Source organism: Gilvimarinus gilvus, assembly GCF_030518155.1.
Taxonomy (GTDB): Bacteria; Pseudomonadota; Gammaproteobacteria; order Pseudomonadales; family Cellvibrionaceae; genus Gilvimarinus; species Gilvimarinus gilvus.
The window spans coordinates 1-23,950 of record NZ_JAULRU010000256.1; the positions used below are offsets into that span (position 1 = coordinate 1).

The window sequence follows — 23,950 nt, forward strand, 5'->3', positions numbered from 1 at the left end:
CACTTTTTAATAAAAGTTTTTGCCGCCGGTCAAAGCCATCAAACCGCCTTAACCGAGACAACTCAAAGCCGCTCTGGCTCCTTGTTGGGGAGGCGCATTATACGCATCCACTGGCGCTTGTAAACACTTAATTTCAAGTCATTTTACAAGCCCGAAAAACGATCAATATCACCACCGTTTTCCGCTCCGCCCTAAGGACGAGGCGCGCATTATACGCAGTGATTCGAATCGCACAACCCCTAAATTGTCATATTTTTGAAATCAATCGCGAGGTGTTTACTTTGCCAGCAAAACGCCCACAAAAAAGGCGGCCTGCGGCCGCCTTTTTACGTTACTGGGACACCGCTGCGCTATTCAGATTTTTTAGCGGCCTCTTCGTCAACCGTCTCAGCCCCGACAGAGGAGTCCGCCGAGCGATTCAGCTTTGGGGCCAACATGCTCTTTCTCTGCCACACCCATAAAGCCGGGCCAGAAAATGCGTACAAAAGAGCCATTGCCAGAAGCACATTGGGAGGATTAATACTGACGACGACAAAGATCAATACCACGGCCAACATTTTGACAAAGGGTACGCGCCCCTTGAAATCAATATTCTTAAAGCTGCTATACCTGACATTAGACACCATTAACAGTGCCGCAATTACCGTCAGCAATGCGGCCAAGATTGACAACCCGAGATTCATTTCGATATTAGAGCCAGACCAGACCGTTGCCGCAATAAGGGCTGCGGCAGAGGGACTTGCCAGCCCGACAAACTCACCTTTGTCCACTTTGCCTATCTGAGTATTAAACCTAGCCAGCCGCAAGGCCGCACACGCCGCGAACCCAAAAGCAGCAGCCCAGCCAAACTTACCCAAATCCGCCAGAGCCCAATTGAAGATGACCAGCGCCGGAGCCAGACCAAAAGAGACCATATCCGACAGGCTGTCGTATTGCTCACCAAAAGCACTGGAGGTATTGGTTAGGCGCGCCACTCGTCCATCCATACCGTCAAACAGCATCGCCACGAATATGGCGATAGCAGCCACCTCGAACTTGCCCTGCGTCGCCGTTATGATGGCATAGAAGCCGCTAAACAGTGCCGTAGTGGTAAACAAGTTCGGCAACAAGTACACGCCTTTGTGTCGAACTTTCTTATCCCCCACCTGAACCTCTTCAACATGCTCGTCAAAGGGCAGCAGGCTGTCATCTGTCTCATTGTCGGGATGCTTGTCAATGTCGTCGGTCATACACTCTCACTCAGGGCTGAAAAACCATAGCCTAACATAAATACAACAAACCCCCGCCGAAGCGAGGGTTTGTGCGCTGAGACTAAGTCTCAAACCAACACTAAGCTGGACTTAGTTTTTGTCTTTATCGACAATCTTGTTAGCCTGAATCCAGGGCATCATGGCGCGCAGCTTATCACCCACTTGCTCAATTGGGTGTGCGGCGTTGTTGCGACGATTGGCCGTCATTGAAGGGTAGTTGTGTGCACCCTCAGCGATGAACATTTTGGCGTACTCGCCATTTTGGATACGCTTGAGCGCATTGCGCATGGCCTCGCGTGATTCGGCGTTAATCACCTCTGGGCCGGTTACGTACTCACCGTACTCTGCATTGTTGGAGATGGAGTAGTTCATGTTGGCGATACCGCCTTCGTACATAAGATCTACAATCAGCTTGAGCTCGTGCAAACACTCAAAGTACGCCATTTCTGGAGCGTAGCCCGCTTCGGTCAGAGTTTCAAAACCCATTTTCACCAACTCAACGGCGCCGCCACACAATACCGCTTGCTCACCAAACAGGTCAGTTTCGGTTTCGTCTTTAAAGGTAGTTTCAATAATACCGGTACGGCCACCACCTACACCTGAGGCGTAAGACAACGCAACATCTTTTGCCTTGCCTGAGGCGTCCTGGAAAATAGCGATCAAATCTGGAATACCGCCACCTTTGGTGAACTCAGTCCGCACAGTGTGGCCCGGCGCTTTAGGAGCAACCATGATCACGTCCAAATCTTTGCGCGGAACGATCTGGTTGTAATGGATCGCGAAGCCGTGAGCGAACGCCAAAGTAGCACCGTCTTTCAGGTTAGGCTCAATCTCTTCTTTATACAGCTGCGACTGAAACTCGTCCGGAGTCAAGATCATAACAACTTCCGCACCGGCAACAGCGTCGGCCACTTCAGCGACTTTCAGGCCATGAGCTTGAGCCTTAGCAACAGACGAAGAGCTCTTGCGCAGACCAACGGTCACGTCTACACCAGAATCGTTCAGATTACATGCGTGGGCGTGGCCCTGAGAACCGTAACCGATGATGGCCACTTTTTTGCCCTGGATGATCGAAAGATCACAATCTTTATCGTAATAAACCTGCATTGCAGACTCCTTAGAATAAGTGAATGAATGGGAATCCCGCGCAGTTTAGTCAATAATCCTCATTACGTAAAATGATATATTTGAAACCTTATGTTGCACTTTATGCAATAATAGGCGCATGGACATGCACAAGCTCAAACTGTTTATCTCACTGGCCTCTACCGGACACTTTGGCAAGGCGGCTGCCCAGTGCCACGTTAGCCCATCCACCATGAGCCGTAACTTGAAGCAATTGGAGCAAGAGCTAAACACCTCACTGATGGAGCGAGACAACCGATCCGTTGCACTGACAGATTCGGGGCATCGATTTTTACAGTTTGCCCGCGAAACGTTACAGCAGTGGGAAACCTTTCAGGATTCCATTTTGGCCGATGCCAACACCCTGCGTGGCCAGCTCAGCATTTATTGCTCAGTGACGGCGAGCTACAGCTTTCTTTATGAAATATTGGCCGAGTTTCGCACCCGCCACCCCGGTATAAATATTAAGCTCCATACTGGAGATCCCGCGCAGGCAATCGAGCGAGTAACCCGCGGCTTTGAAGATATTGCCATCGCCGCCAGACCAGCCACACTGCCGGCGGGCTTAAACTTTAAGGCTATCGCCAGTTCACCGCTGCGTTTTATTGCCCCGAAAGACTCGTCCCTGCTGCCCGTCCCGAAAGCCAGTCACTGGCAATCGCTGCCGATGATCATCTCAGAGGAGGGGCTGGCCCGCGAACGGTTTAACCAATGGTGCCAACAACAGGGATTCACCCCCAACATTTACGCAGAAGTGAAAGGCAATGAGGCCATTGTCAGCATGGTTAGCTTAGGATTTGGGGTAGGATTGGTGCCGCATATTGTGCTTGAAAACAGCCCACTGCAGGACCGGGTCCGGCTTCTGGCCGATCAGCCGGATCTAGGTCCGTTTGAAACCGGGATATGTGTTTTGGATAAGCGCCTTAAAAGCCCCATAGTTTCGGCGCTTTGGGCGGAAATTGCCTGAACGGAGAACGGAGAACGGAGAACGGAGAACGGAGAACGGGGACAGCCTGAACTGCCCCGCTTTCAATCAACCTCTAGAGGCTCAATACCTTCTCACCACGGGCAATACCCGACACGCCGGAACGAACCACCTCCAGAATAGAAGCGTCCCCCACTGCGTGTAAAAAAGCATCGAGCTTATCGCTCGTACCGGTAATTTGCACAATGTACAAACTTGCCGTTACATCGACGATCTGACCGCGAAAAATGTCTACACAGCGTTTGATTTCCGCGCGCTGAGCTCCAGCGGCTTTAACCTTAATCAGCATCACTTCGCGCTCAATGTGCGCTCCCTCGGTCAAATCGACTAATTTAACCACATCAATCAATTTATTGAGATGCTTAGTAATCTGCTCGATCTTGTGGTCATCGCCAATCGTTGTCAGCGTCAGGCGTGACAGAGTTTCATCTTCTGTCGGCGCCACGGTCAATGACTCAATGTTGTAGCCGCGCTGTGAAAACAAACCAACGACACGCGACAGCGAGCCCGGCGCATTCTCCATCAATACAGAAATAATTCGTCTCATATTAAGTGCGCTCCGTTTTGCTTAGCCACATATCGCGCATAGAAGCGCCCGCAATCTGCATGGGGTAAACGTGCTCGGAGTTATCCACTGCAATATCCATAAATACCACGCGATCTTTAATTGCAAAGCACTCTTCCATCTTGGCTTTGAGATCATCCTTCTCAGTAACACGCATACCCACATGACCGTACGCCTCAGCCAATTTGACAAAGTCGGGCAGCGAATCTTCGTACAAGCTCTCGGAGTAACGGCTACCATACTGCATATCTTGCCACTGCTTCACCATGCCCAGAGCCTGGTTGTTTAAGCAAATAATCTTGATCGGCAAGTTGTACTGAGTGCAGGTGGAGAGCTCCTGAATACACATTTGGATGCTCCCCTCCCCGGTCACACAAGCCACCACAGCGTCACGGTCCGCCATCTGTGCCCCCATGGCGGCAGGCAAACCAAACCCCATGGTGCCCAGGCCACCGGAGTTAATCCAACGACGCGGCTTGTCGAACAAATAGTACTGTGCTGCGAACATCTGATGCTGGCCCACATCCGACGTCACATAAGCCTCGCCTTTGGTCACCTCATGCAGAGTTTTGATGACGTCTTGCGGCATTATTTTGCCAGAGTCAGCCTGTTTATAACGCGGTGCGATGTAAATACCGTGGTTGTCACGCCACTCATCGATTTGTTGCCACCAATTTTTAATGGCTGCGGCATCAGGCGTTTCTTCACTTTCTTTCGCCAGTGCCAACATATCCGTCAATACGCTATCCACCGCACCAACAATAGGAATATCAGCCGTCACCGTTTTTGAAATGGACGCCGGGTCTACATCGATGTGGATAATTTTGGCATTGGGACAAAACTTGTTCACCGCATTGGTAACACGATCATCAAAACGCGCCCCAACGGCCAAAATGGCGTCGGCATGGTGCATTGCCATGTTGGCCTCATAGGTGCCATGCATACCCAGCATGCCCAAAAACTGTCGATCGGTACCCGGGTATGCCCCCAGCCCCATCAATGTATTAGTCACCGGGTAATTCAGCTTGCGCGCAAGCTCTGTCAACAACTCAGACCCATTGCCCTGTACCACGCCGCCGCCGGCGTATATGACCGGGCGTTTGGCTTCGAGCAACAGCTGCACAGCTTTCTTAATTTGCCCCGCGTGGCCACGTGTTGCCGGCGTGTAGGAGCGGATCTTCACCTTCTCCGGATACTCGTACGGAAAGGTTTCAAATGGGCTGGTGATATCTTTAGGCACGTCGATAACCACAGGTCCGGGGCGCCCGGTCGCAGCAATGTAGTACGCCTTTTTCACCACCTCTGGGATTTCACGCGCATCGCGCACCATAAAGCTGTGCTTTACGATTGGACGCGAGACACCCACCATATCGGTTTCCTGAAAGGCATCTTCGCCAATGCGCTCAGAAACCACCTGCCCCGAAATTACCACCATGGGAATAGAGTCCATGTAAGCGGTCGCAATGCCGGTAATGGCATTGGTTGCCCCTGGGCCTGAGGTCACCAAAACGGTGCCCACCTGACCTGTCGCACGCGAATAGGCATCCGCGGCGTGAGTGGCCGCCTGCTCATGGCGAACTAATATATGTTGTACATCTTGCTGTCTGAAAATTGCGTCGTATATATGCAACGCCGCGCCGCCTGGATAACCGAAAACGTACTCAACGCCTTCGTCACGCAGTGCGCGAATTAACATATCGCCGCCTGATAGCATTTCCACGTCACTTCCCCTTTAAACTGCTCGTCTCAATCTGAGCCCCAATGACCTGCCCCGACCCTTTTGGTTATCAGGACCGGATCACTGAAGCTATTGAATTTACTGGATTCCCCAAGTGACGCGCTTGTAGCTCTTGCGGTTCCTTGGGCAGGCATCATCGGTGGATGCGCCTACGCGGTGCGGATGGTTCAACAAGTGGGTGACTTGCTGGGCGTAGCAATAGGCGCCGAGGTTGTCGGCCGGTTCTACACTCCATCTAGCGAGACCGTGTATTGTCGCAATATATGCCTTAAAGTCAAGATTTGACCGCATTTATCCACCTATTTCGCGCCCTCGAGCCCATCTATATCACAGAATCCCCATCAAACTTTCGCGTCGATCTGAAATTAACGTTATAGTGAATGCACTGATAAGGCATAACAGGGTAATCACATGCGAAAACTCGATTGGCGCTTTGGGCTGGCCTGCGCGCTCTTGGTCCTGAGCGCAGGCTCAGTGCAAGCCGCAGACACGGTTTACAAATGGGTGGATGAAAGCGGGACCACGCACTATGGCACCCGCCCTCCCAATGGCGTTGAAAGCACCGCAATTACGCCTAAGACAGGTCACAGCGAACCGGTCAACTATAAACACACATCTGCCAACGCGGACGACGCATCGCAGCCGCAGTCAGCTGGCAACGACGGCGAAGCTGAATCCAAAAAAGATCCTGAGCGCTGTGCGGCGGCCAGAAAAAATGCAGACATACTGAGCCGTGGCGGCCGGGTACGGGAAAGCACTGACGACGGCAGCTTCAGATTTTTAGAGGAAGAAGAGAAACAGAAGCGGCTTGAAGCAGCTCAGAAAGCGATAGCCGAAGCCTGCTAACCCTTAGCCAAACTTAAGGGGACGCAAAACTGCGCCCCCGGCACGCTGCCATTAGCCTGATCGCGCAATTAATGCCGCAGCTTTGCACTAAACTCAATTCGCTCTCCGCCTAACTCAGCTTCGATAATATCACCCGGCGCAAACTTGCCCGCTAAAATTTCCTGTGCCAGCGGATTTTCAATTTGTTGCTGAATAGCCCGTTTCAAAGGTCGGGCACCGTATACCGGGTCGTAGCCTGCTTCGGCCAACCTAGCCAACACTTTGTCACTCAACTCCAAAGACATCTCCATCTCCGCCAAGCGCTTGGCCAGCTGAGCGATCTGGATATCGGTAATGCCGCGAATTTGATCTTTCGCCAGCGGATGGAACACCACCGCCTCATCGACCCGATTAATAAACTCCGGACGAAAATGCTGACTAACCACCTCCATAACGGCCTCTTTCATAGCCGCATAGCGATTCTCATTATTGGTAGAATCAGCCAGTTCGCCTTCGGCATCAAAGCTCACCGTATCGAAGGACCTATCTTCAGTCAGGTCTTGAATACGATCTGAGCCCAAATTAGAGGTCATTACAATCACGGTATTGCGAAAATCCACCGTTCTGCCCTGGCCGTCGGTCAAACGGCCATCGTCCAGCACCTGCAGCAAAATATTAAAAACATCGGGGTGGGCCTTTTCAATTTCATCGAGCAAAAGTACCGAATAAGGCCGGCGCCGCACCGCCTCAGTCAGGTAACCGCCCTCTTCGTAACCAACATAACCTGGAGGCGCCCCGATAAGCCTGGCCACTGAGTGCTTTTCCATAAACTCAGACATGTCTATGCGCACCATGGCATCTTCGGTATCAAACAAAAAAGACGCAAGCGCTTTACACAGCTCGGTTTTACCCACACCGGTTGGCCCCAAAAACAGGAAAGACCCGTTGGGCCGGTTAGCATCGGATAAACCTGCCCGCGAGCGGCGAACAGCATTTGAGACGGCCACCACGGCCTCCTCCTGCCCTATCACACGTTTGTGTAGCGCCGCCTCCATTTGCAGAAGTTTTTCGCGCTCACCTTCGAGCATTTTAGCTATCGGTATGCCGGTCCATTTCGAAACCACCTCGGCGATTTCTTCTTCGCCAACGCGGTTGCGCAACAATTTCATTTCCATCATGTCGACTTGGCTGGCCATATCCAGTTGCTTTTCCAGCTCGGGAATAATGCCGTACTGCAACTCAGACATTCGCCCTAAATCGCCGGCGCGACGAGCTGCGTCTAAATCGAGACGCGCCTGCTCTAAGTTACTTTTAATTTCTTGCGAGCCGAGCAACGCAGCTTTCTCGCTGCGCCAAATTTCCTCAAGTTCCGCGTACTTACGCTCCAAGTCATCAATATCTGCATCAATTTTAACCAAGCGCTTGCGGCTGGACTCATCGTCATCTTTTTTAACCGCCTCACGTTCAATTTTAAGCTGTATTAGACGCCGTTCAAGCCGATCCATTTCTTCGGGTTTAGAGTCAATCTCCATTCGAATACGACTCGCGGCTTCATCGATTAAATCGATGGCCTTATCCGGTAGCTGACGATCGGTAATGTAGCGCTGGGACAACTTGGCGGCCGCGATAATGGCGGAATCGGTGATATCGACACCATGATGCAGCTCGTAACGTTCTTTCAAGCCTCGTAAGATGGCAATCGTGTCAGTTTCCGAAGGCTCATCCACCAATACTTTTTGAAAACGACGCTCTAATGCCGCATCTTTTTCAATGAACTTACGGTACTCATCCAAGGTGGTGGCACCGACACAGTGTAGCTCGCCGCGAGCCAACGCAGGTTTAAGCATATTGCCGGCATCCATCGCGCCTTCGGCTTTACCCGCGCCCACCATAGTGTGCAGCTCGTCGACGAACAAAATGACACGACCTTCCTGTTTAGCGAGCTCATTCAACACTGACTTTAAACGTTCTTCAAAGTCACCGCGAAATTTTGCACCGGCCAATAAAGAGCCTAAATCAAGCGATAGCAAGCGTTTATTCTTAAGACCTTCAGGAACTTCACCATTTACAATCCGCTGAGCCAAACCTTCAACAATTGCGGTTTTCCCCACCCCGGGCTCGCCAATCAATACTGGGTTGTTTTTTGTGCGGCGCTGCAATACCTGAACGGTGCGGCGTATTTCGTCATCGCGGCCAATCACCGGGTCGAGCTTTCCCGCTTCAGCGCGCGCCGTTAAATCAACGGTGAACTTGTCCAGCGACTGACGGTTCCCTTCGGCGTCGGCATCATCTACAGTCTCTCCGCCGCGCACTGATTCAACCGCCTGCTTTAAACGCTCAGTATTGCCAAACTTATTGAGCAGTGTACCCAGCTCGCTGGCAGCATCTTCCATCGCGGATAACAACAGGGATTCACTGGAAACGAATTTGTCGCCCGCTTTTTGCGCATGGCGGTCGGCCAGATTAAGCAACCGCGCTAAATCCTGCGACATACGCACATCGCCATCAGGTGCTTGCACCCGGGCCAGACGATCCAGTGATTTATTAAGCTCGTTTCGCAACCCTTTAACATCAAACCCTGCCTGCATTAGCAGTGGCTGCACGGTACCGCCTTGCTGATCCAGCATCGCCAACATCAGGTGCACCGGCTCAAGCTGGCTGTGATCACGACCGACGGCCGTTGATTGCGCATCCGACAGCGCCAACTGTAACTGATTGGTAAAACGGTCTATCCGCATAGCGATTCCTCACACTAAAGTCAGGGTAGGCGCATACCATGGCACGACACCTAATTCCTTACAAAACGTACTGATATATAAATAGGGGCGACCAGTAATAATACAAGGTAGCGCCAGATGACTTTTTTGTAACAAATAAACGCTGAGGGACAGGCTTGAGCTGTGTGACGCGCAAAGAAGCGTACCTAGCAGGCTGTTGAAAAACCCCAAGCGTACTCAGGCTTTCAGGCTGGCTCGTAATCCAGGCGGCCTTTTGAAGGTGTGTGTCCACCCATCGAAAAAGGGCAACGACGAGTGCGGGGCCAGCCTGATAGCCCCGCAGGGCGTGGCCTGAAACGCACGTCTGCTGCGCGTTGCCTCTAGCAAAGGGAACCACCCTGTCTCTCGAGACAAGGCACGACATCTGCACGCTTCAGGCTACGCTGAACATGCAAGGGGTTTTTCAACAGCTAGTCCATCCAAATAACACTTGCCATACGGCCGGTGTACCGTCCGTCACGGCGAAAAGAGTAAAAGGTGTCAGCCTGCTCATACGTACAGAATTCGCCACCGAAAATCTGCGTTACCCCGGCGGCGTATAACTCCGCTTTAGTCAGAGCATACAAATCTGCCATAAAACGCATGGGTTTCTCACCTGGCTTAAAGGCGCCAGCAATAGCATCCGCATGCTGATCATTTATGGCATTTGCAAAGAATGCTTCGAGAACATCCACGCCCACTTCAAAGTGATTAGGCCCAATGGCCGGGCCCAGCCAGGCCATAACCTGATCTCTACTCGCCCGCCCACCTTCGGCGAACCTCTTGAGGCTGTTGCGAACAACGCCAGCGGCGAGCGAACGCCAACCGGCGTGAACCGCAGCAACCTGAGCCCCCTCTGTATCACACAGCAATAGGGGTAAGCAGTCGGCCGTCAATACAGCGCAAGGCAATTCTGAGGTCCGAGTAAAACAGGCATCGGCTGTTTGCAGTCGCCCCCCTGACTGCGCCTCCACAACTTTCACGCCATGCACTTGCTCTAGCCATTGCGGCTGACAAGGCAGCCCGGCATCAGCCACTAACGCCTGCCGATTTCGCATTACCGCACTTGCAACATCGCCAACGTGCAGCGCCAGATTATTCGCCGCAAACCCGTCAGTACTGGCACCACCGACACGAGTCGTGGTGAAAGCATGCACATTGGCCGGGGCAGGCCAATCGGGCACCGCAAACCTATGATCCATACTCATCTTCGCGCTCCAGTGCAGACAACAGATTTTGCATATCACTTGGTAAAGGTACATCCCACTGCATATATTCACCACTGGCCGGATGCTCCAGTCCAAGCTCAATAGCATGTAACGCCTGACGAGGAAACTGCTTAAGTGTTTCGGCCAGCTGACTGCCGATACCTGCGGGCCGCTTGAATCGACCACCGTAAACAGGATCGCCCACTAACGGATGATTAATATGCGCCATATGTACCCGAATTTGGTGCGTCCGCCCCGTCTCTAGCTTTAAACGCAAATGCGCATGCCGGGGAAACCGCTTTAACACACTGTAGTGAGTCACGGCAGGTTTGCCACTGTGCAGAACGACAGCCATTTGTTTGCGCTGTTTAGGATGGCGGCCAATGGGTGCATTAACCTTGCCCGGCCCGGTAAACTGACCGATTGCGACAGCCTCATACTGGCGACTTACCGTGCGCGCCTGCAGCTGATTAACCAGGCTATGATGCGCGGCCAACGTTTTAGCAACCACCATCAAACCCGTCGTTTCTTTATCAAGCCGGTGCACAATGCCCGCTCGCGGCAGCTCAGCCATCTGCGGGAGGTGATACAGTAGTGCATTCACCAGCGTACCGGTATAGTTGCCCGCCGCGGGGTGCACCACCAAACCCGCGGGCTTGTTAACCACCATAATTTGCTCATCTTCATAGACAATATCAATGTCTATGGCCTCGGCTTGCCAGGTTTCCTCACTTTGCAAGTGCACATTCACAGACAAGGTTTCACCACCAATAAGCTTATCCTTAGGCTTTAAAACAGCCTCGTTAACCGTCAAATCGCCGTTTTTAATCCACTCTTGCAGTCTGGCCCGGGAATAATCGGGGAACAAGCTGGCCGCAATTTGGTCAAAGCGCTGACCCCGACATTCGACTGGAACTTGCGCGGTAAGCTCTATGGTTGTTGTCATTCAGGCAATCTCTGTGGCGGAGGCCGCTTTGGCTTGGCCTCTGTCTGTGTTTAAATAGCGGGTTGGCGCCCATACACCTATGTCTGAGCGCGTCGAATAACCGACCGTAAGGTTGAATGATAACGAATTGTGAGTTGTAACCCTATGCGAGCTCTAGTTTTTTTTCTGAGTGGAGCTTTATTGCTACTCAGCGCCTGCTCTTCCACCGGTGACCGTCAAGACTTCACCTCAGAGGCCGATCTTTACGACAAAGCCATTGAGCAGCTAGAACGCAGCCGCTGGGACAGTGCCATCCGCTCTTTACAGCTGATTGAAGAGCACTTTCCCTTTGGCAAGTACGCCGAGCAAGCGCAGCTGGAGCTCATTTTCGCTTACTACAAATCTGGCGACCCGGATGCCGCCATCGCTGCCGCCGACCGTTTCATTCGCCTGCACCCTCAGCACCGCAATGTTGACTACGCGTACTACATGAAGGGATTAAGCACCTACAGTAAGGACGAGAATTTTTTGGCCTCAATCATACCGCTGGACCAAACCCAGCGCGATCCGGGTGCTGCGCGCGAATCTCTGGCCCACTTTACGCAACTGCTCAACCGTTACCCTGACAGCACCTACGCACAGGATGCGAAAAAGCGCATGCTGTATTTACGCAATCGTCTAGCGCGCTACGAGATTCATGTCGCCAACTACTACTTCAAGCGCGGTGCCTACTTAGCATCCGTTAACCGCGGGCAGTATGTGTTGGAAAACTTTCAGGAAACCCCAGCGGTGCCCGATGCACTTGCGGTGATCGTACAGGGTTATCATTTGCTGGACATGGATGAGTTGTCTGATCGGACTCTTGCCGTACTGCGCCTGAATTACCCAGATCACCCGGCGTTTGACCGCAACGGTGAGTTTAACTTCCAACACGGCGATATCGAAGATCGCAGCTGGGTCAGTAAGGTGACTTTTGGTCTGTTCGATAAACGCGACCCGCGCGGCTTCGATTCTCGCCGCACCTACGATCCACAATATCAGGATGCTCCACGCGCCGCTCAATAACGCAAAAATATATCCCCCACCCCAAAGGCTCCCCTGGAGCCTTTGGGGTTCTACCAACGAATTTCTCTACTCGCCAGCCTTCCAGCCTGATGTTATCGGATAGCGTCTATCTCGCCCAAATCCACGCGTCGTGATCCGCGGCCCAATTGGACTCTGACGTCGCTTATATTCATTGATATCAACCAGCCGAATAACCTTGTTAACCGCTTCTTCTGCAAATCCCTGTGCCACAATTTGCTGCGCGCTGTAATCTCGCTCGATATACATCGCTAAAATCTGATCAAGCACGTCGTAGGGTGGCAGCGAGTCCTCATCTTTTTGATCTGGTGCCAACTCTGCCGATGGCGGGCGCGTAATCACATTCTCAGGAATAACCGGAGCAACATCATTGCGGTATCTGGCCAGAGCAAATACCTGCGTTTTAGGCACATCCTTTAACACATCAAAGCCGCCGGCCATATCCCCGTACAAAGTGGAATAGCCCACCGCCAACTCACTCTTATTGCCTGTGGTCAATACCAGAAGCCCCTTCTTATTAGAAAGAGCCATTAGCACCACGCCTCGGCAGCGAGCCTGCAAATTTTGCTCGGTGGTATCAATGTCGGTACCGGCAAATTCGTCCGCCAGCGCCGCCATAAATGTATCGTACATAGGTTCAATACTGATAGACTGGTAGCGAACCCCTAGGCGCGTTGCCTCATCGGCTGCATCATCCTTGCTCATATCTGAGGTGTAACGGAACGGCATCATCACCGCTTCGACCCGATCTGAGCCTAACGCATCGACGGCAATGGCCAGCGTCAGTGCAGAATCAATTCCGCCGGACAACCCAAGAACAACGCCCCTAAAACCATTTTTTTCTACATAATCCTGAAGCCCTAACACCAAAGCCTGATAAACAGCGCTGAGATGACTCATGTGTGGCTCGATCGGCTCTTGCGGGGCAATCGCTATTGCATTACTTGTGCGGGTGATGACGCAATAATCAAGCGCCTCGGCAAATGCCGCGGAGCGCAGACACACTTGACCGCTTTGCGAAACCACCATTGAGCCACCATCAAACACCAGTTCGTCTTGACCACCGACTAGATTGGTGTAAACAATCGGCATATCGCCCTCCTGCGCACGCGTGGCCAGCAGCGCTTCTCTTTCACCAGACTTACCTTGGTGATAGGGAGAGGCATTCAGGTTGAGCATTAATTTGGCGCCCGCAGCGCGAGCTTGGGTCATGGGCTCGGTTTGCCAAATGTCTTCACAGATTGTAAGCGCTGTGGGTATACCTTTTAAATCAAACACGCACGGTAAGTCACCAGCAACGAAGTACCTTACTTCGTCAAAAACCTGGTAGTTTGGCAAGTGCTGTTTGGCATACTCTGCGACTAATACGCCGTCTGCGATAACACCGGCCATATTAAAGACACGGCCGCTCACAACCTTAGGGTAGCCAACGACAATCGCCAGCGGTAATCTGGCACCTGTAAGTTCTGCCAGCGCTTTGTCGACCCGCAGCTGCAAGCTCGGTCGCAGCAACAGATCCTCAGGGGGATAGCCGGTGAGCGTTAACTCCGGAAACAATATGACATCAGCTGCACGCTCCTGCAGAGCGCGATTCGCCACCTCCAACACCCGCTCGGTATTGCCTGGGATGTCACCCACCAAGGTATTTATTTGCCCCAGGGCAATTGTCAAATTGTCCATGTTTACTCCCCGTCTGGAAAACGGCGCTATTTTCCTAGAATTACGCCCATTAAGCAAAACAAAGCGATACTGTACAATGCAGCACATAACGCTAAAGCCATTAGCCACCGTCAGGACTCACTCTCCCCATTATGCAAAAGCACCAGTCCATTATTGAGCAGGGATACGACCCCTACCAGCTGTTAAGGGTGTTCACCTACTACCGTGTATTACTAGGCTGTTTAATGCTGCTCATTTATAGCAGCCACACTTTGACCAATGTACTGGGCAGCGAAGATGGTGCGGTGTTTTCCGTTACCTGCTGGGTATACACCATCATCAGTTTAACCTCGCTGTTGCACTTATGGCGCAATAAACACCAACCTTCGATACAAAACCGTGTGTTTGCACTGTTAACAGATATCGTCGCTATCACTCTGATGATGTATTCCAGTGGTGGCGCCACGAGCGGATTAGGCTACCTGATGATTGTGTCGGTCGCCGCCGCGGGCATGCTGCTTCCGGCACAAATGGCAATATTTATCGCCGCTTTAGCGACGATTGCCTTAATTGGGGAGAGCATAGTCCATCATATTATCTCGGGTATCGACACCAAATCGCTTTTTTCAGCAGGTTCGCTGGGTGCGCTCATCTTCCTTACGGCCATCGCTTTTCAATACGTCACGGGGAAAATTCGACGCAGCACCGCCGAGTTAAAAGCCCAAACCGAGCATGTCGCACACCTGCAAAAACTGGCCCGACTGATTGTGGAACGAATGCGCACCGGCATTGTAGTACTGAATAAAGACAATAAGATTGAGCTAATCAACAACTCCGCACGGTCACTCTTAGGTCTGAAAAGCGCTGGTGAACTAACACTAACGCTTGAGAACATACCTGCCATAAAAAAACAATTAGAAAACTGGCGCAACACGCCCAACTCACCTTCAGGCAGCACCATTGTACAAAGTGACAATCCACTCCATGAATTAAAAATCAGCTTAGCACACCTCGAATTAGGCAAAGACGAAGACACATTGGTGTTCGTGGAAGATAACCGAGCCATAACCCAACAAGCTCAACAACTGAAGCTAGCGTCTCTTGGACGCCTAACAGCCAGCATCGCGCACGAGATTCGCAACCCATTAAGCGCAATATCTCATGCCAGTGAGTTACTTGATGAGTCAGATCATATCGATGGAGCCGACAAACGCCTACTGGAAATCATTAAATCTCACACATTGCGCGTCAACCAAATCATTGAGAACATTCTGCAAGTCTCAAGACGCCGAGCAGCATCGCCCACCAACCTTGACTTGACTGCTTGGACTGAAAAATATGTTAACGAGTTCGGAAAATCATCAGTAAGAATTAAAACGGCCCACGAGAAACAAGGTATTCTGGCACCGTTCGACCCATCGCAATTACATCAAGTTATGACAAATCTAATCGACAACGCATTACGCTATGCCGATATCGATCACGCAACACGGCCACCCGTTGAAATTACCACCGGTGAACTAAAAGAACGCGGCACGCCATACCTAAAGATCACCGACAATGGCCCTGGCATCCCTAAAGAAAACCAAAAAAATATTTTTGAGCCCTTCTTCACGACAGAGAACAACGGCTCTGGCCTGGGGCTATTTATATGCAAGGAACTTTGCGAGGCCAATCAGGCCTACATTGACTATCATTACAGCGAAGCCAATGGTAGCGAATTCACAATACAATTTGCACACCCTCAAAAGGTACAAAAATGAGCAAACGCAAAAGCGCCCTTATTGTCGATGACGAACCCGATATTCGAGAGCTATTGGAGATCACGTTAGGGCGCATGCACATTGATACCTTTAGCGTAGAGAATGTTAGCCAAGCGAAACGCTTACTAGAGCAACGGGAATTCTCGCTTTGCCTCACAGACATGCGCTTGCCAGACGGCAATGGCCTGGAGGTCGTTGAGTATATTCAGCAGCATCAACCGGACCTTCCTGTGGCGGTTATCACGGCTCACGGAAATGTAGACATCGCAATTGAATCCATGAAGGCCGGTGCATTTGATTTCATTTCAAAACCTGTCGACTTAGCTACGCTTCGCAATTTGGTGAATACCGCAATAGAGACAACAAAGCTCGATCAAAAGCTGGAAAAAAGCCCCGGGATGCTAACCGGTGAGTCCTCCTGCATGCGCACACTATTGCATAGCGTAACTAAGCTCGCTCGCTCGCAGGCACCGGTATATATCAGCGGCGAGTCTGGCTCGGGTAAAGAACTCGTAGCCCGCTCCATTCACGACGAAAGCCCAAGGCAAAACAAACCCTTCGTTGCCGTCAACTGCGGGGCAATCCCCAGAGAGCTCTTAGAAAGTGAGCTATTCGGTCATGTAAAGGGCAGTTTTACCGGCGCTCATCAGGACAAACCTGGATTATTCAGAGCAGCCGAGGGAGGTACGCTTTTTTTTGATGAGGTGGCAGACTTGCCGCTCGACATGCAGGTCAAGCTCTTGCGCGCCATTCAGGAAAAGTCGGTGCGGCCTGTAGGCGCTTCCAGCGAGATCAAAACAAACGTACGCATATTGTGCGCCACACACAAAAGTCTGGAAGAAGAAGTTGCCAAGGGCACCTTTCGGCAAGATTTATTTTACAGGCTCAACGTTATACAACTGACCGTACCCGCACTTCGCAACAGGTGCGAAGATATCCCCCAACTAGCTGCGCAACTGCTAGAAAAAATCGCCCAATCTAACGACGAGGCCCCACCCGCATTATCAAATCAAGCAATGCAAGCTCTTAGCCAATACTCCTTTCCGGGAAATGTACGAGAACTGGAAAATATTCTAGAACGGGCTTTCACCCTATGTGAAGGTATCACCATCGATGCAGAAGACTTACAGCTGCCAGAAGATTTAGGGTCGCCCTCACTGCAAATTTCTAGTACAACTCCGAGCGAAAATACAGAAAGGGGTGGCTACTACCAGCGCTGCCAAGAATACACGTCGCTAGACGAATATCTAGAGGAGGTAGAAAAAGAAATTCTTTGCGCCACCCTTGAGAACTGTCGCTGGAACAAAACACAAACGGCCAAAAAGCTCGGCATCAGCTTCCGATCCCTACGATACCGCCTGCAAAAACTAGGACTGGACCAAGACTAGGCCAAACCAGCCCAGTATCGGTTACCAGCACACACCATCTGTCGTCGAGGTTTTGGCTCCCAAGTGGTCAATAGTAAACGTTAAGCAGTCTGTGTCTTTATCTTGTGGTGCTCCTGTCGCAGTCGCTGTCACAGTAAACGTGCTGTCAGTCGTCGCTACGTTTATCGAATAAAACTCTTCTCCCGATTGCGTTGTACTCGATGCGGCCGCGCAACCCGAATATTTAAAGTCGCGGCTGTAGCAACGGTGCAACTGCTGAGATACGTGATTTAGTGTTGCCTTAGCATCAGCTCGGTTGCTTTTCCTAACACTTTCCATATAAGAGGGATACGCAATAGCTGAAATAATCCCCAAAATCGCTACAACGATCAATATCTCAATCATGGTAAAGCCTTTGTTCTTATGCATAGCGCTCCCCTTATTGGATCTGTCGCCAAGATTGACGGCCACGAATGACATCTGGTTCACCGGTGCAAATAAACTCTACACTGCCATCACTATTTTGTTGAATAATAAAGGTGCCGCCATCACAGGGGACAGGGACTCCTGGTTCTTTTGGCCCCGCATCATTCGGAGGGGAGAGCTTGGTTAGCGTATCACTCTCAACACCTTCTACAGGGTCCGTATCGGATTCACCTTCAGAGAAAGGTGAGTACGAAGTGTAAAGCTGTCCGACACCAATCAAAGCCATAATCCAGCTCTTACCCCCGTAATCACAAGGACTGTCAGTTGGCACTACGGTTGGGAAAATCACGCGATCGTACAACAAAATAGGCTTGTCAACCACGCGCTCTCCGGTAACTGTGTCAAAGTCCATATACCAGCCAGCGCTCTCATCCCAGGGGAACTCATCCTCAGTCTCGTCCACCGCTCCTTCATCTACATTGCGCGTAGTGGCTCCGTCCGCTTGCAAAATTCTCTTTTGGAATAGCTGGTCACGCGTAACAGTTTCACCGGTATCGGCGATACCATAAAAACTCTGCTCAGAGGTATTACTTAGATCGCCGCGCGTTACATAACTGCCAGTACCAAAATACACCATCACCCCGTCGCTTCCATCACTGAATTTGCGAAAAGGGTTTACACCTAGCACAGGTGCAGACGTTATGGGTTGAGCATTTTCTCCATTAGAAGAGTCGGTAGCTTCGAAAAGTAAATATTCTAAGTTTTTATTTTTAAGGTCAAACTTATACATATTACCTTGTCGGTCGCCAGCATAGGCAAAGTTTGGCAAAAAGCCAGCCCCTACCGATAACGAAGGTTCGCTCAAAGCATTGGAGCCCGTCTTGCCCGTTGCAATGTACTCCGGAACAAAGTCACCATCGAGCGGAATTATCACTAAGCGCGCCTCTTCTCCTGTGCTGTTATAGCCATTACCCATAAGGATCGCCCAGCTGCCATCGGGCATTGGGGCAATAACCGGCGCTCCCATTACGTTACCCATTTTAGACGAGCTATCATTGCTAACCGTATAGTCAAACAATACGTTGTCAGCAGAAAAGGAGATGGAATCAGTGCCGATATCGCTCGTAATATCCAAACCGAAAATACCTTTGCCGCCGGCACCGAGCGCTCCGACTAAAATAGTTCGCCACTGGCCGTCAAAGTAAGCATCGCCAATAAAAACCTGCCCATCTACCGAAAACTGGTGGGGCATAAACGAAGACCCATAGTTAGGATGGGTACGAGTTACCAGCTGCTCGTAAACCCCGGCGGGAATGTAGGCAAAGCGCTCGGCACCTGTTGTGGCATCAAAGGCGTGTAGCATGCCATCGTTTGATCCCACAAATACTGTTTTGGCCGTTTTACCCGAGGCAAAAGCATTATACGAGCTCGCCCCTACTGCAGCGGTGCGACCGTAGCCATAATTGTCAGTACTCGCTAGCTGCGGGTTAGAGTTAACGATATCACCTAACCGTTGGTGGCTTTCCCGTTCGTTAAAGCCTGTCACCTCATTCCCACGAGTCCAGCTAACGCGGTCCTCCCCCCTATCATCGTGGGCATTAAGAATATCTTTTTGCTCGTCGCTCAAGCCAGGTGTGCCACCCCACTTGAACTCAACAGCCGTCGAGCCATTGTGAGTCCAGATTTCCCGACTTCCGGCTGCAGCCAGCATATTGGCAGCAGACCAATTGGTCGCACCCAACCCTACATCATTCAAAGGTGCAGCTATTAAATCCCCACTCCAACTGGAGGTATTAAAGGTAGCTTGATAAGCGACAGAATCGGTTCCCAAGCGGGTAGAGTTAGTCGCAACAGCACTGGCCGCACCCGCACCCTCAGCAAAGGTTTCCAGCGCGTCTTCTAGTGACGCTTCTAATTCGCGTGGATCTGTCGCGTAGAAATAGGTTGGAGCTTCTGCGCCAGCTGGTGGTGTCGTACGAGGATTACCATCATCACCAAGTTCGTCTGGATCAAACCCTCCCCATTTGGAGGCAAAATACAAAGGCTGAGGTAAAGGACTCGCGCCGGATGAAGCCACCGAAAACTCTTGCGTGGTTGCACCATTGCCTGTTTGACAGTCAACGCAGTCCAGGGCGCCGTCAATATCATTGGTATAATCGAAATTGTTAATACCACTGTGGACATGAAACCCGTCCATATTGGTACCGGCTATAACATACCCGAACCCCATAACATTAGGCGTAGACTGGGCAATCACATCCGTTGTTATTTTGACCGTAGTACTGTTTACCTCATATTCAATGATTCCCCACATGTCTTGGTCAAAGTCCCCGCCTTGCTCACTGTCTTCCCAGTTCACATAGAGAGTGCCGGTTTTTGTGCCACTTGAGTGATCCTGCTTCACAACTTTGAAGTCAACAATGGCACAGTTTCCATCCATTTCATCATTTCGACACGCAGGCAATATGGTCACAACTGAATCGGCAGTCGCGGGGATGCTTACACTCGGAACTGCCGGTGCCAAGGCAACCCCAAAGGTTTGTATCGTTTCTTGGTTGGCGCTCACGCCATTAATGCGCGCGTGGTACGCTAAGCCGGCTATTGCATAGCTACCCTCCAACCTAGGCGCGTCAGGGCAGGTACCTCTAACATCCGAAAGACTTCCAACACTTTTGGCCGTACACAGTTGGTTATCATCACCCGCTGTTTCGCCGACAAAATAACTTGATGCGCTGAGCTCAGCGGCGCCCACAGTGTTGGTTATGGAGTCTAAAGTTCCAGCGCCATTTTGCACATCAGAAAACTTGCCCAGCTCATCACCATCATAAGAGCTGGTGGAAGCATTAAACTGCAGAATCGCTGTAGGTGCGCAATAATTGTCCTCCCCAATAGGCGCTTCCCAGGTTGCCGTATTTAAACCCGATATAATAGTACTATCATTTACCGCAAATGCTGGTGTTGTGACGTCTCGCGCCAAATAGCGCAAAGACTCCAAATAAATTTCGGACTGCGGATTACCCCAGTTAGTGCATTGACCATTGTTAAAACTACCCTTACCCCAGGCGCAGTTGTCACTGGAGTTATAGCGCCCATCACTGGATGCGTAACGGGCGATGCGCAATTTGTCCAAGGTGCCGATAATACTGTCGGTCGGCGTCTTAAAAGTGCCGTCTTCATCGATTTCGTCCGCCATGCTGGAAACGTTTTTACGCAGCACACCGCCTGATTTACTTTTCAAGTACGAACCTGTCATCAGGCCAAACCAAATCGAGTCATCCTGACCGTATTTTTGCAACAAACCCGCAGGCTTTAAGCCATTGCCATCAGCTCCGTATACTTCACATTTCTCATTATTGGTGGCACTAATGCCATTCGCACATACTTCAACACGGACAATAAGAGTGGCATCAACAGTGTCTGGATTACTACTGTGTGCATTGATGCCTGATTTGGTACTATCGTTGCCGTTGGAAACCGTGCTGCTATTGTGAGGCGCCTTTCCGACAACACACTGCCACCGCTCATTGCTTGCCCAGAGCGAATAGTTGCCTTTTTTGACATGCACCACTGGCGGGTCAGTTACATTTTGTGATTGCTGAGAACGGACACTCGGAAGAGTTGTATTACACATTGTAATACCGTCATTTATCCCCGCCCCCCCCCAACTGTAGGGCGTGTAATCAGCCATGTCGGTGCCGTTGTAATACTTAGCAAACGAGTGTGCATCTTGTGGCAAGAACGCTCGCTCCAGAACAGTTTGTGAAGCACTATCACCATTCTTAGCGCGTTTGCCGCCGTACAGAATTTTTCGCACGGAATCGATTCGCGTCATGGTCGCCCAGTTCAAGAAGTTACCGCTCCATTCACCAGAGCACTTATGATTGCTCGCTGAGCTCGATACTTTGAACATAGCCCCGTCATGCTTGTAACACTTTTCGCTATCAAAATATCCGTAGTAATCATAGCTGTTCTTATATGTGGTATCTACCAGGCCGTCGCCATCTAAATCGGAGTAATCATCATACGCTTTAAAGTACAACTGATGGTCGTTTGACATATTCAACATAACAATCGGCCGTACCGGCTCTGCTAAAAACAGGGGCATTTGTGCCAGATCTATTTCGGCAGAAGACACACTGTGTACAGTCCCGAGAGTTAACACACCCGTTGCCAATGCAACCAACCAGCGAGGGCGTTCAAAACATGTTTTAACATTAGCAAATAAGCGCATAGTGATTCCTCCGTAGAGCATTACGGGAGTAGATTAAATTTCATTTCGATAAGTAGACTGCACAATAACTTGTGCATCCGTCGAGCCGCCCACAGAGCGAGACGTTACCCGATAGCGAATATCCATACCCGCCTTCATTAAACTGGCAAAGTCGTTGGCATTACCATCAAGCCCAGAACCATAGAAACTAATTTCTTCAACCAAATAACGTGGTTTCTCACTCACGCTGGGGATATCTTCTGAGTAGGCGGCCGTTTGTGCCTTCCAATGGGTATCAAAATCCTCCCAGAATGCCGTACTGGTCAGCACGGGGGTGTCTTGCAGCTCAAACATTTCCTGAAAGCCCACGGCATTCAAATTGACAGCAGCCACCCCACCAATAAGCTCAGCCTCTGCTTCACGCAGTGCGGCCTCTGATGCCTGAAACGCGAGCTGTCGGTCACGCATATTGCCGGCCATTTGTTCCTGCAACGCCGTGCCCCGTATTGCAGATAGCCCTACTATAGTCAGAGCCAGTAACATTATGAGTCCCACAATAATTGTGGCACCGCGCTGCTGGTAGTAAGTTACGCTTTGCATGTCACACTGCTCCAATTATTAATTCAAACGTGGCCGAATGCCAACAGTGGTGGAAAATACCTGGCGAATGCGATTATCGTCAGCCGTTACCGCTTCGGCACCCGCTCCAGAAAACTCATAGGTTTGCTTGTCACTCGATACATTGTCGTCTGGTGTTTGTACCAATATGTCCATTCGCAACGCCGCAATATTAGACCAATTAGTGTCGGCGGCGACTTCCTCAAACGCATCCACTGATCGGTCCGCGTTAACATCCTCACCGACAAAGTAATTAATAGCCTCTACACCCTGCAATAACTCGTAGGCAGGATTGAACTGCACTTTCTGATATAGCCCTGGCGGCTCGTCCGCATCAGGTTGTGCGACGTAGTACACGACATTGCTCAATCCGAACAACTCCGCACCCGTGTCGACGATATCAACACGGGCTTCACCACCTCCCCAGGTGAGCCGACTATTACCTGGATCCGCACCAGCTTCATGAGTAATAGTGACCTCTCCACTGGCTTCGGAGCCCGCCACACCAGTTGCCTGGAAAATAATAGCTTTATCACAATCAGCCACGGCAACGACATCGCCGGCACAAATATCGCTAGGGCAGTCTGCATCCTCAGCCGTCGTCAGGTCCACGAACACACTGTCGGCTGTATTTTCTTTGGTAACCGCTACAGACCTCTCATTGGCGCTCTGCACAATCAACACTTGTGACTGAGCGACCGGAGCAGGATCCAGATCTAAACCGACAGGCAAAGTTTCAGCTGTGTAAACACGAACCAAGTTATCAAGACTAAAATTACTGCCGTACTGCGCTTGATTGGCCAGATTATTTTTAAGGTTCCATGACGTTATATTTGCGCAGCCAAAGTATCCCGCCTGACGTATATCACGCGAAATATAGTCTACAGCCAGTCGTCCTGTTTCCTGCAACCGAGACATACCTTGCTGAGTGGTGAAAACAGTTTTACTGGACAGGAACATTTGCACCACACCCGTCATCAGAACAATCCCGACCGTAATGGCAATCATCAGTTCAACCAAAGAGAAACCTTTTTGCTGCTTCATTCCAACCTCTTTAAATTCGCGAAGTGTATTCAAAGGTTGCCTCCTCGCCTTCACCCTCTACGCCGCCTTCAACAGGCTCAGTCCAGGTGATGGACACAGTACACACTCTGGTGACGCACTCTATTGCTCCTTCCCCGTCGGGAAGAATAGAGACCAAATCATCGACATTGTCGGGTTCGACAATTGCACCACCGTCCCACTCTGATGCTGACCCTGCCCGCAACTGATCCAGGATATCGTAGGCAATAATATTGGCTTGCGAACGCAAATAGGCGCTGCTGTTGTATTGAATAGAGCGTGTCTGCAGTGCCGCGATAGCCATAAGACCCGTTGAGAGAATCAGGGCCGTTATCAACACCTCGATCATGCCTACTCCGCACTGCTTTTTGAGATTATTCATACA

19 protein-coding genes are annotated in these 23,950 nt (G+C 50.9%); 5 read left to right on the plus strand and 14 right to left on the minus strand.

Annotation, left to right across the window (positions count from 1 at the left end; all coding sequences use genetic code 11):
* Nucleotides 1–350: 350 nt before the first annotated feature.
* Both pssA and ilvC read right to left on the minus strand, forming a co-directional pair.
* Nucleotides 351–1,229 carry a CDP-diacylglycerol--serine O-phosphatidyltransferase gene (gene pssA / locus QWI17_RS03325; protein WP_302721081.1) on the minus strand — a complete coding sequence of 293 codons (879 nt, stop codon included), beginning with the start codon at nucleotides 1,227–1,229 and terminating at the stop codon, nucleotides 351–353.
* A 111-nt stretch (nucleotides 1,230–1,340) separates the two neighbouring features.
* Complete coding sequence (gene ilvC / locus QWI17_RS03330) at nucleotides 1,341–2,357, minus strand: ketol-acid reductoisomerase (protein ID WP_302721082.1); 1,017 nt, start codon at nucleotides 2,355–2,357, stop codon at nucleotides 1,341–1,343.
* A gap of 124 nt (nucleotides 2,358–2,481) precedes the next feature.
* Here ilvC and ilvY point away from each other — a divergent pair, with 124 nt between their 5' ends.
* Nucleotides 2,482–3,342, plus strand: a complete 861-nt coding sequence (gene ilvY, locus QWI17_RS03335) for an HTH-type transcriptional activator IlvY (protein WP_441294579.1) — start codon at nucleotides 2,482–2,484, stop codon at nucleotides 3,340–3,342.
* A gap of 73 nt (nucleotides 3,343–3,415) precedes the next feature.
* Here ilvY and ilvN read toward each other — a convergent pair whose 3' ends face one another.
* The 3 genes from ilvN to QWI17_RS03350 all read right to left on the minus strand — a co-directional run bounded on the left by ilvN (nucleotide 3,416) and on the right by QWI17_RS03350 (nucleotide 5,954).
* A complete protein-coding gene (gene ilvN / locus QWI17_RS03340) occupies nucleotides 3,416–3,907 on the minus strand; it encodes an acetolactate synthase small subunit (RefSeq protein ID WP_302721084.1) in 492 nt (163 codons plus the stop codon).
* A gap of 1 nt (nucleotide 3,908) precedes the next feature.
* Nucleotides 3,909–5,645, minus strand: a complete 1,737-nt coding sequence (locus QWI17_RS03345; RefSeq protein WP_302721085.1) for an acetolactate synthase 3 large subunit — start codon at nucleotides 5,643–5,645, stop codon at nucleotides 3,909–3,911.
* A gap of 96 nt (nucleotides 5,646–5,741) precedes the next feature.
* Nucleotides 5,742–5,954 carry a hypothetical protein gene (locus tag QWI17_RS03350; protein ID WP_302721086.1) on the minus strand — a complete coding sequence of 71 codons (213 nt, stop codon included), beginning with the start codon at nucleotides 5,952–5,954 and terminating at the stop codon, nucleotides 5,742–5,744.
* Nucleotides 5,955–6,074: 120 nt separating this feature from the next.
* Here QWI17_RS03350 and QWI17_RS03355 point away from each other — a divergent pair, with 120 nt between their 5' ends.
* Nucleotides 6,075–6,509 (plus strand): DUF4124 domain-containing protein, encoded by a 435-nt coding sequence (locus tag QWI17_RS03355; protein WP_302721087.1) that lies wholly within the window; start codon nucleotides 6,075–6,077, stop codon nucleotides 6,507–6,509.
* Nucleotides 6,510–6,577: 68 nt separating this feature from the next.
* On the opposite strand, the gene clpB is transcribed toward QWI17_RS03355, so the two are convergent.
* From clpB to rluD, 3 genes are all read right to left on the minus strand, one after another.
* Entirely contained in the window at nucleotides 6,578–9,226 is a 2,649-nt protein-coding gene (gene clpB, locus QWI17_RS03360) for an ATP-dependent chaperone ClpB (protein ID WP_302721088.1), read from the minus strand.
* A gap of 449 nt (nucleotides 9,227–9,675) precedes the next feature.
* A complete protein-coding gene (pgeF, locus tag QWI17_RS03365) occupies nucleotides 9,676–10,452 on the minus strand; it encodes a peptidoglycan editing factor PgeF (RefSeq protein WP_302721089.1) in 777 nt (258 codons plus the stop codon).
* Nucleotides 10,436–11,398 (minus strand): 23S rRNA pseudouridine(1911/1915/1917) synthase RluD, encoded by a 963-nt coding sequence (rluD, locus tag QWI17_RS03370; RefSeq protein ID WP_302721090.1) that lies wholly within the window; start codon nucleotides 11,396–11,398, stop codon nucleotides 10,436–10,438. Before rluD ends, pgeF begins: the two co-directional genes overlap by 17 nt.
* 144 nt (nucleotides 11,399–11,542) lie before the next feature.
* Between rluD and QWI17_RS03375 the strand changes: the two genes are divergently transcribed.
* On the plus strand, nucleotides 11,543–12,442 hold the full coding sequence (locus tag QWI17_RS03375) for an outer membrane protein assembly factor BamD (protein ID WP_302721091.1): 900 nt from the start codon (nucleotides 11,543–11,545) through the stop codon (nucleotides 12,440–12,442).
* 66 nt (nucleotides 12,443–12,508) lie between these two features.
* On the opposite strand, the gene QWI17_RS03380 is transcribed toward QWI17_RS03375, so the two are convergent.
* On the minus strand, nucleotides 12,509–14,140 hold the full coding sequence (locus tag QWI17_RS03380) for an NAD+ synthase (RefSeq protein ID WP_302721092.1): 1,632 nt from the start codon (nucleotides 14,138–14,140) through the stop codon (nucleotides 12,509–12,511).
* A 131-nt stretch (nucleotides 14,141–14,271) separates the two neighbouring features.
* On the opposite strand from QWI17_RS03380, the gene QWI17_RS03385 reads away from it, so the two are divergent.
* Nucleotides 14,272–15,882: a sensor histidine kinase gene (locus QWI17_RS03385; RefSeq protein WP_302721093.1), complete on the plus strand. Its 1,611-nt coding sequence runs from the start codon at nucleotides 14,272–14,274 to the stop codon at nucleotides 15,880–15,882.
* A complete protein-coding gene (locus QWI17_RS03390) occupies nucleotides 15,879–17,270 on the plus strand; it encodes a sigma-54-dependent transcriptional regulator (RefSeq protein ID WP_302721094.1) in 1,392 nt (463 codons plus the stop codon). The genes QWI17_RS03385 and QWI17_RS03390 overlap by 4 nt, the downstream gene beginning before the upstream one ends.
* Before the next feature lie 21 nt (nucleotides 17,271–17,291).
* Here the strand turns inward: QWI17_RS03390 and QWI17_RS03395 are convergent, their stop codons facing one another.
* The 5 genes from QWI17_RS03395 to pilV are packed head-to-tail and all read right to left on the minus strand — an operon-like array spanning nucleotide 17,292 to nucleotide 23,947.
* Nucleotides 17,292–17,678 (minus strand): type IV pilin protein, encoded by a 387-nt coding sequence (locus tag QWI17_RS03395; RefSeq protein WP_302721095.1) that lies wholly within the window; start codon nucleotides 17,676–17,678, stop codon nucleotides 17,292–17,294.
* Between the two features lie 10 nt (nucleotides 17,679–17,688).
* Complete coding sequence (locus tag QWI17_RS03400) at nucleotides 17,689–21,906, minus strand: pilus assembly protein (RefSeq protein WP_302721096.1); 4,218 nt, start codon at nucleotides 21,904–21,906, stop codon at nucleotides 17,689–17,691.
* A 33-nt stretch (nucleotides 21,907–21,939) separates the two neighbouring features.
* On the minus strand, nucleotides 21,940–22,485 hold the full coding sequence (locus QWI17_RS03405; protein ID WP_302721097.1) for a pilus assembly PilX family protein: 546 nt from the start codon (nucleotides 22,483–22,485) through the stop codon (nucleotides 21,940–21,942).
* A gap of 18 nt (nucleotides 22,486–22,503) precedes the next feature.
* The gene (locus tag QWI17_RS03410; protein ID WP_302721098.1) at nucleotides 22,504–23,580 is read right to left on the minus strand and encodes a PilW family protein; all 1,077 of its coding nucleotides are present in this window, start codon (nucleotides 23,578–23,580) and stop codon (nucleotides 22,504–22,506) included.
* Nucleotides 23,558–23,947, minus strand: coding sequence for a type IV pilus modification protein PilV (pilV, locus tag QWI17_RS03415; protein WP_302721099.1), 390 nt, complete (start codon nucleotides 23,945–23,947; stop codon nucleotides 23,558–23,560). The genes QWI17_RS03410 and pilV overlap by 23 nt, the downstream gene beginning before the upstream one ends.
* Between the last annotated feature and the right edge of the window lie 3 nt (nucleotides 23,948–23,950).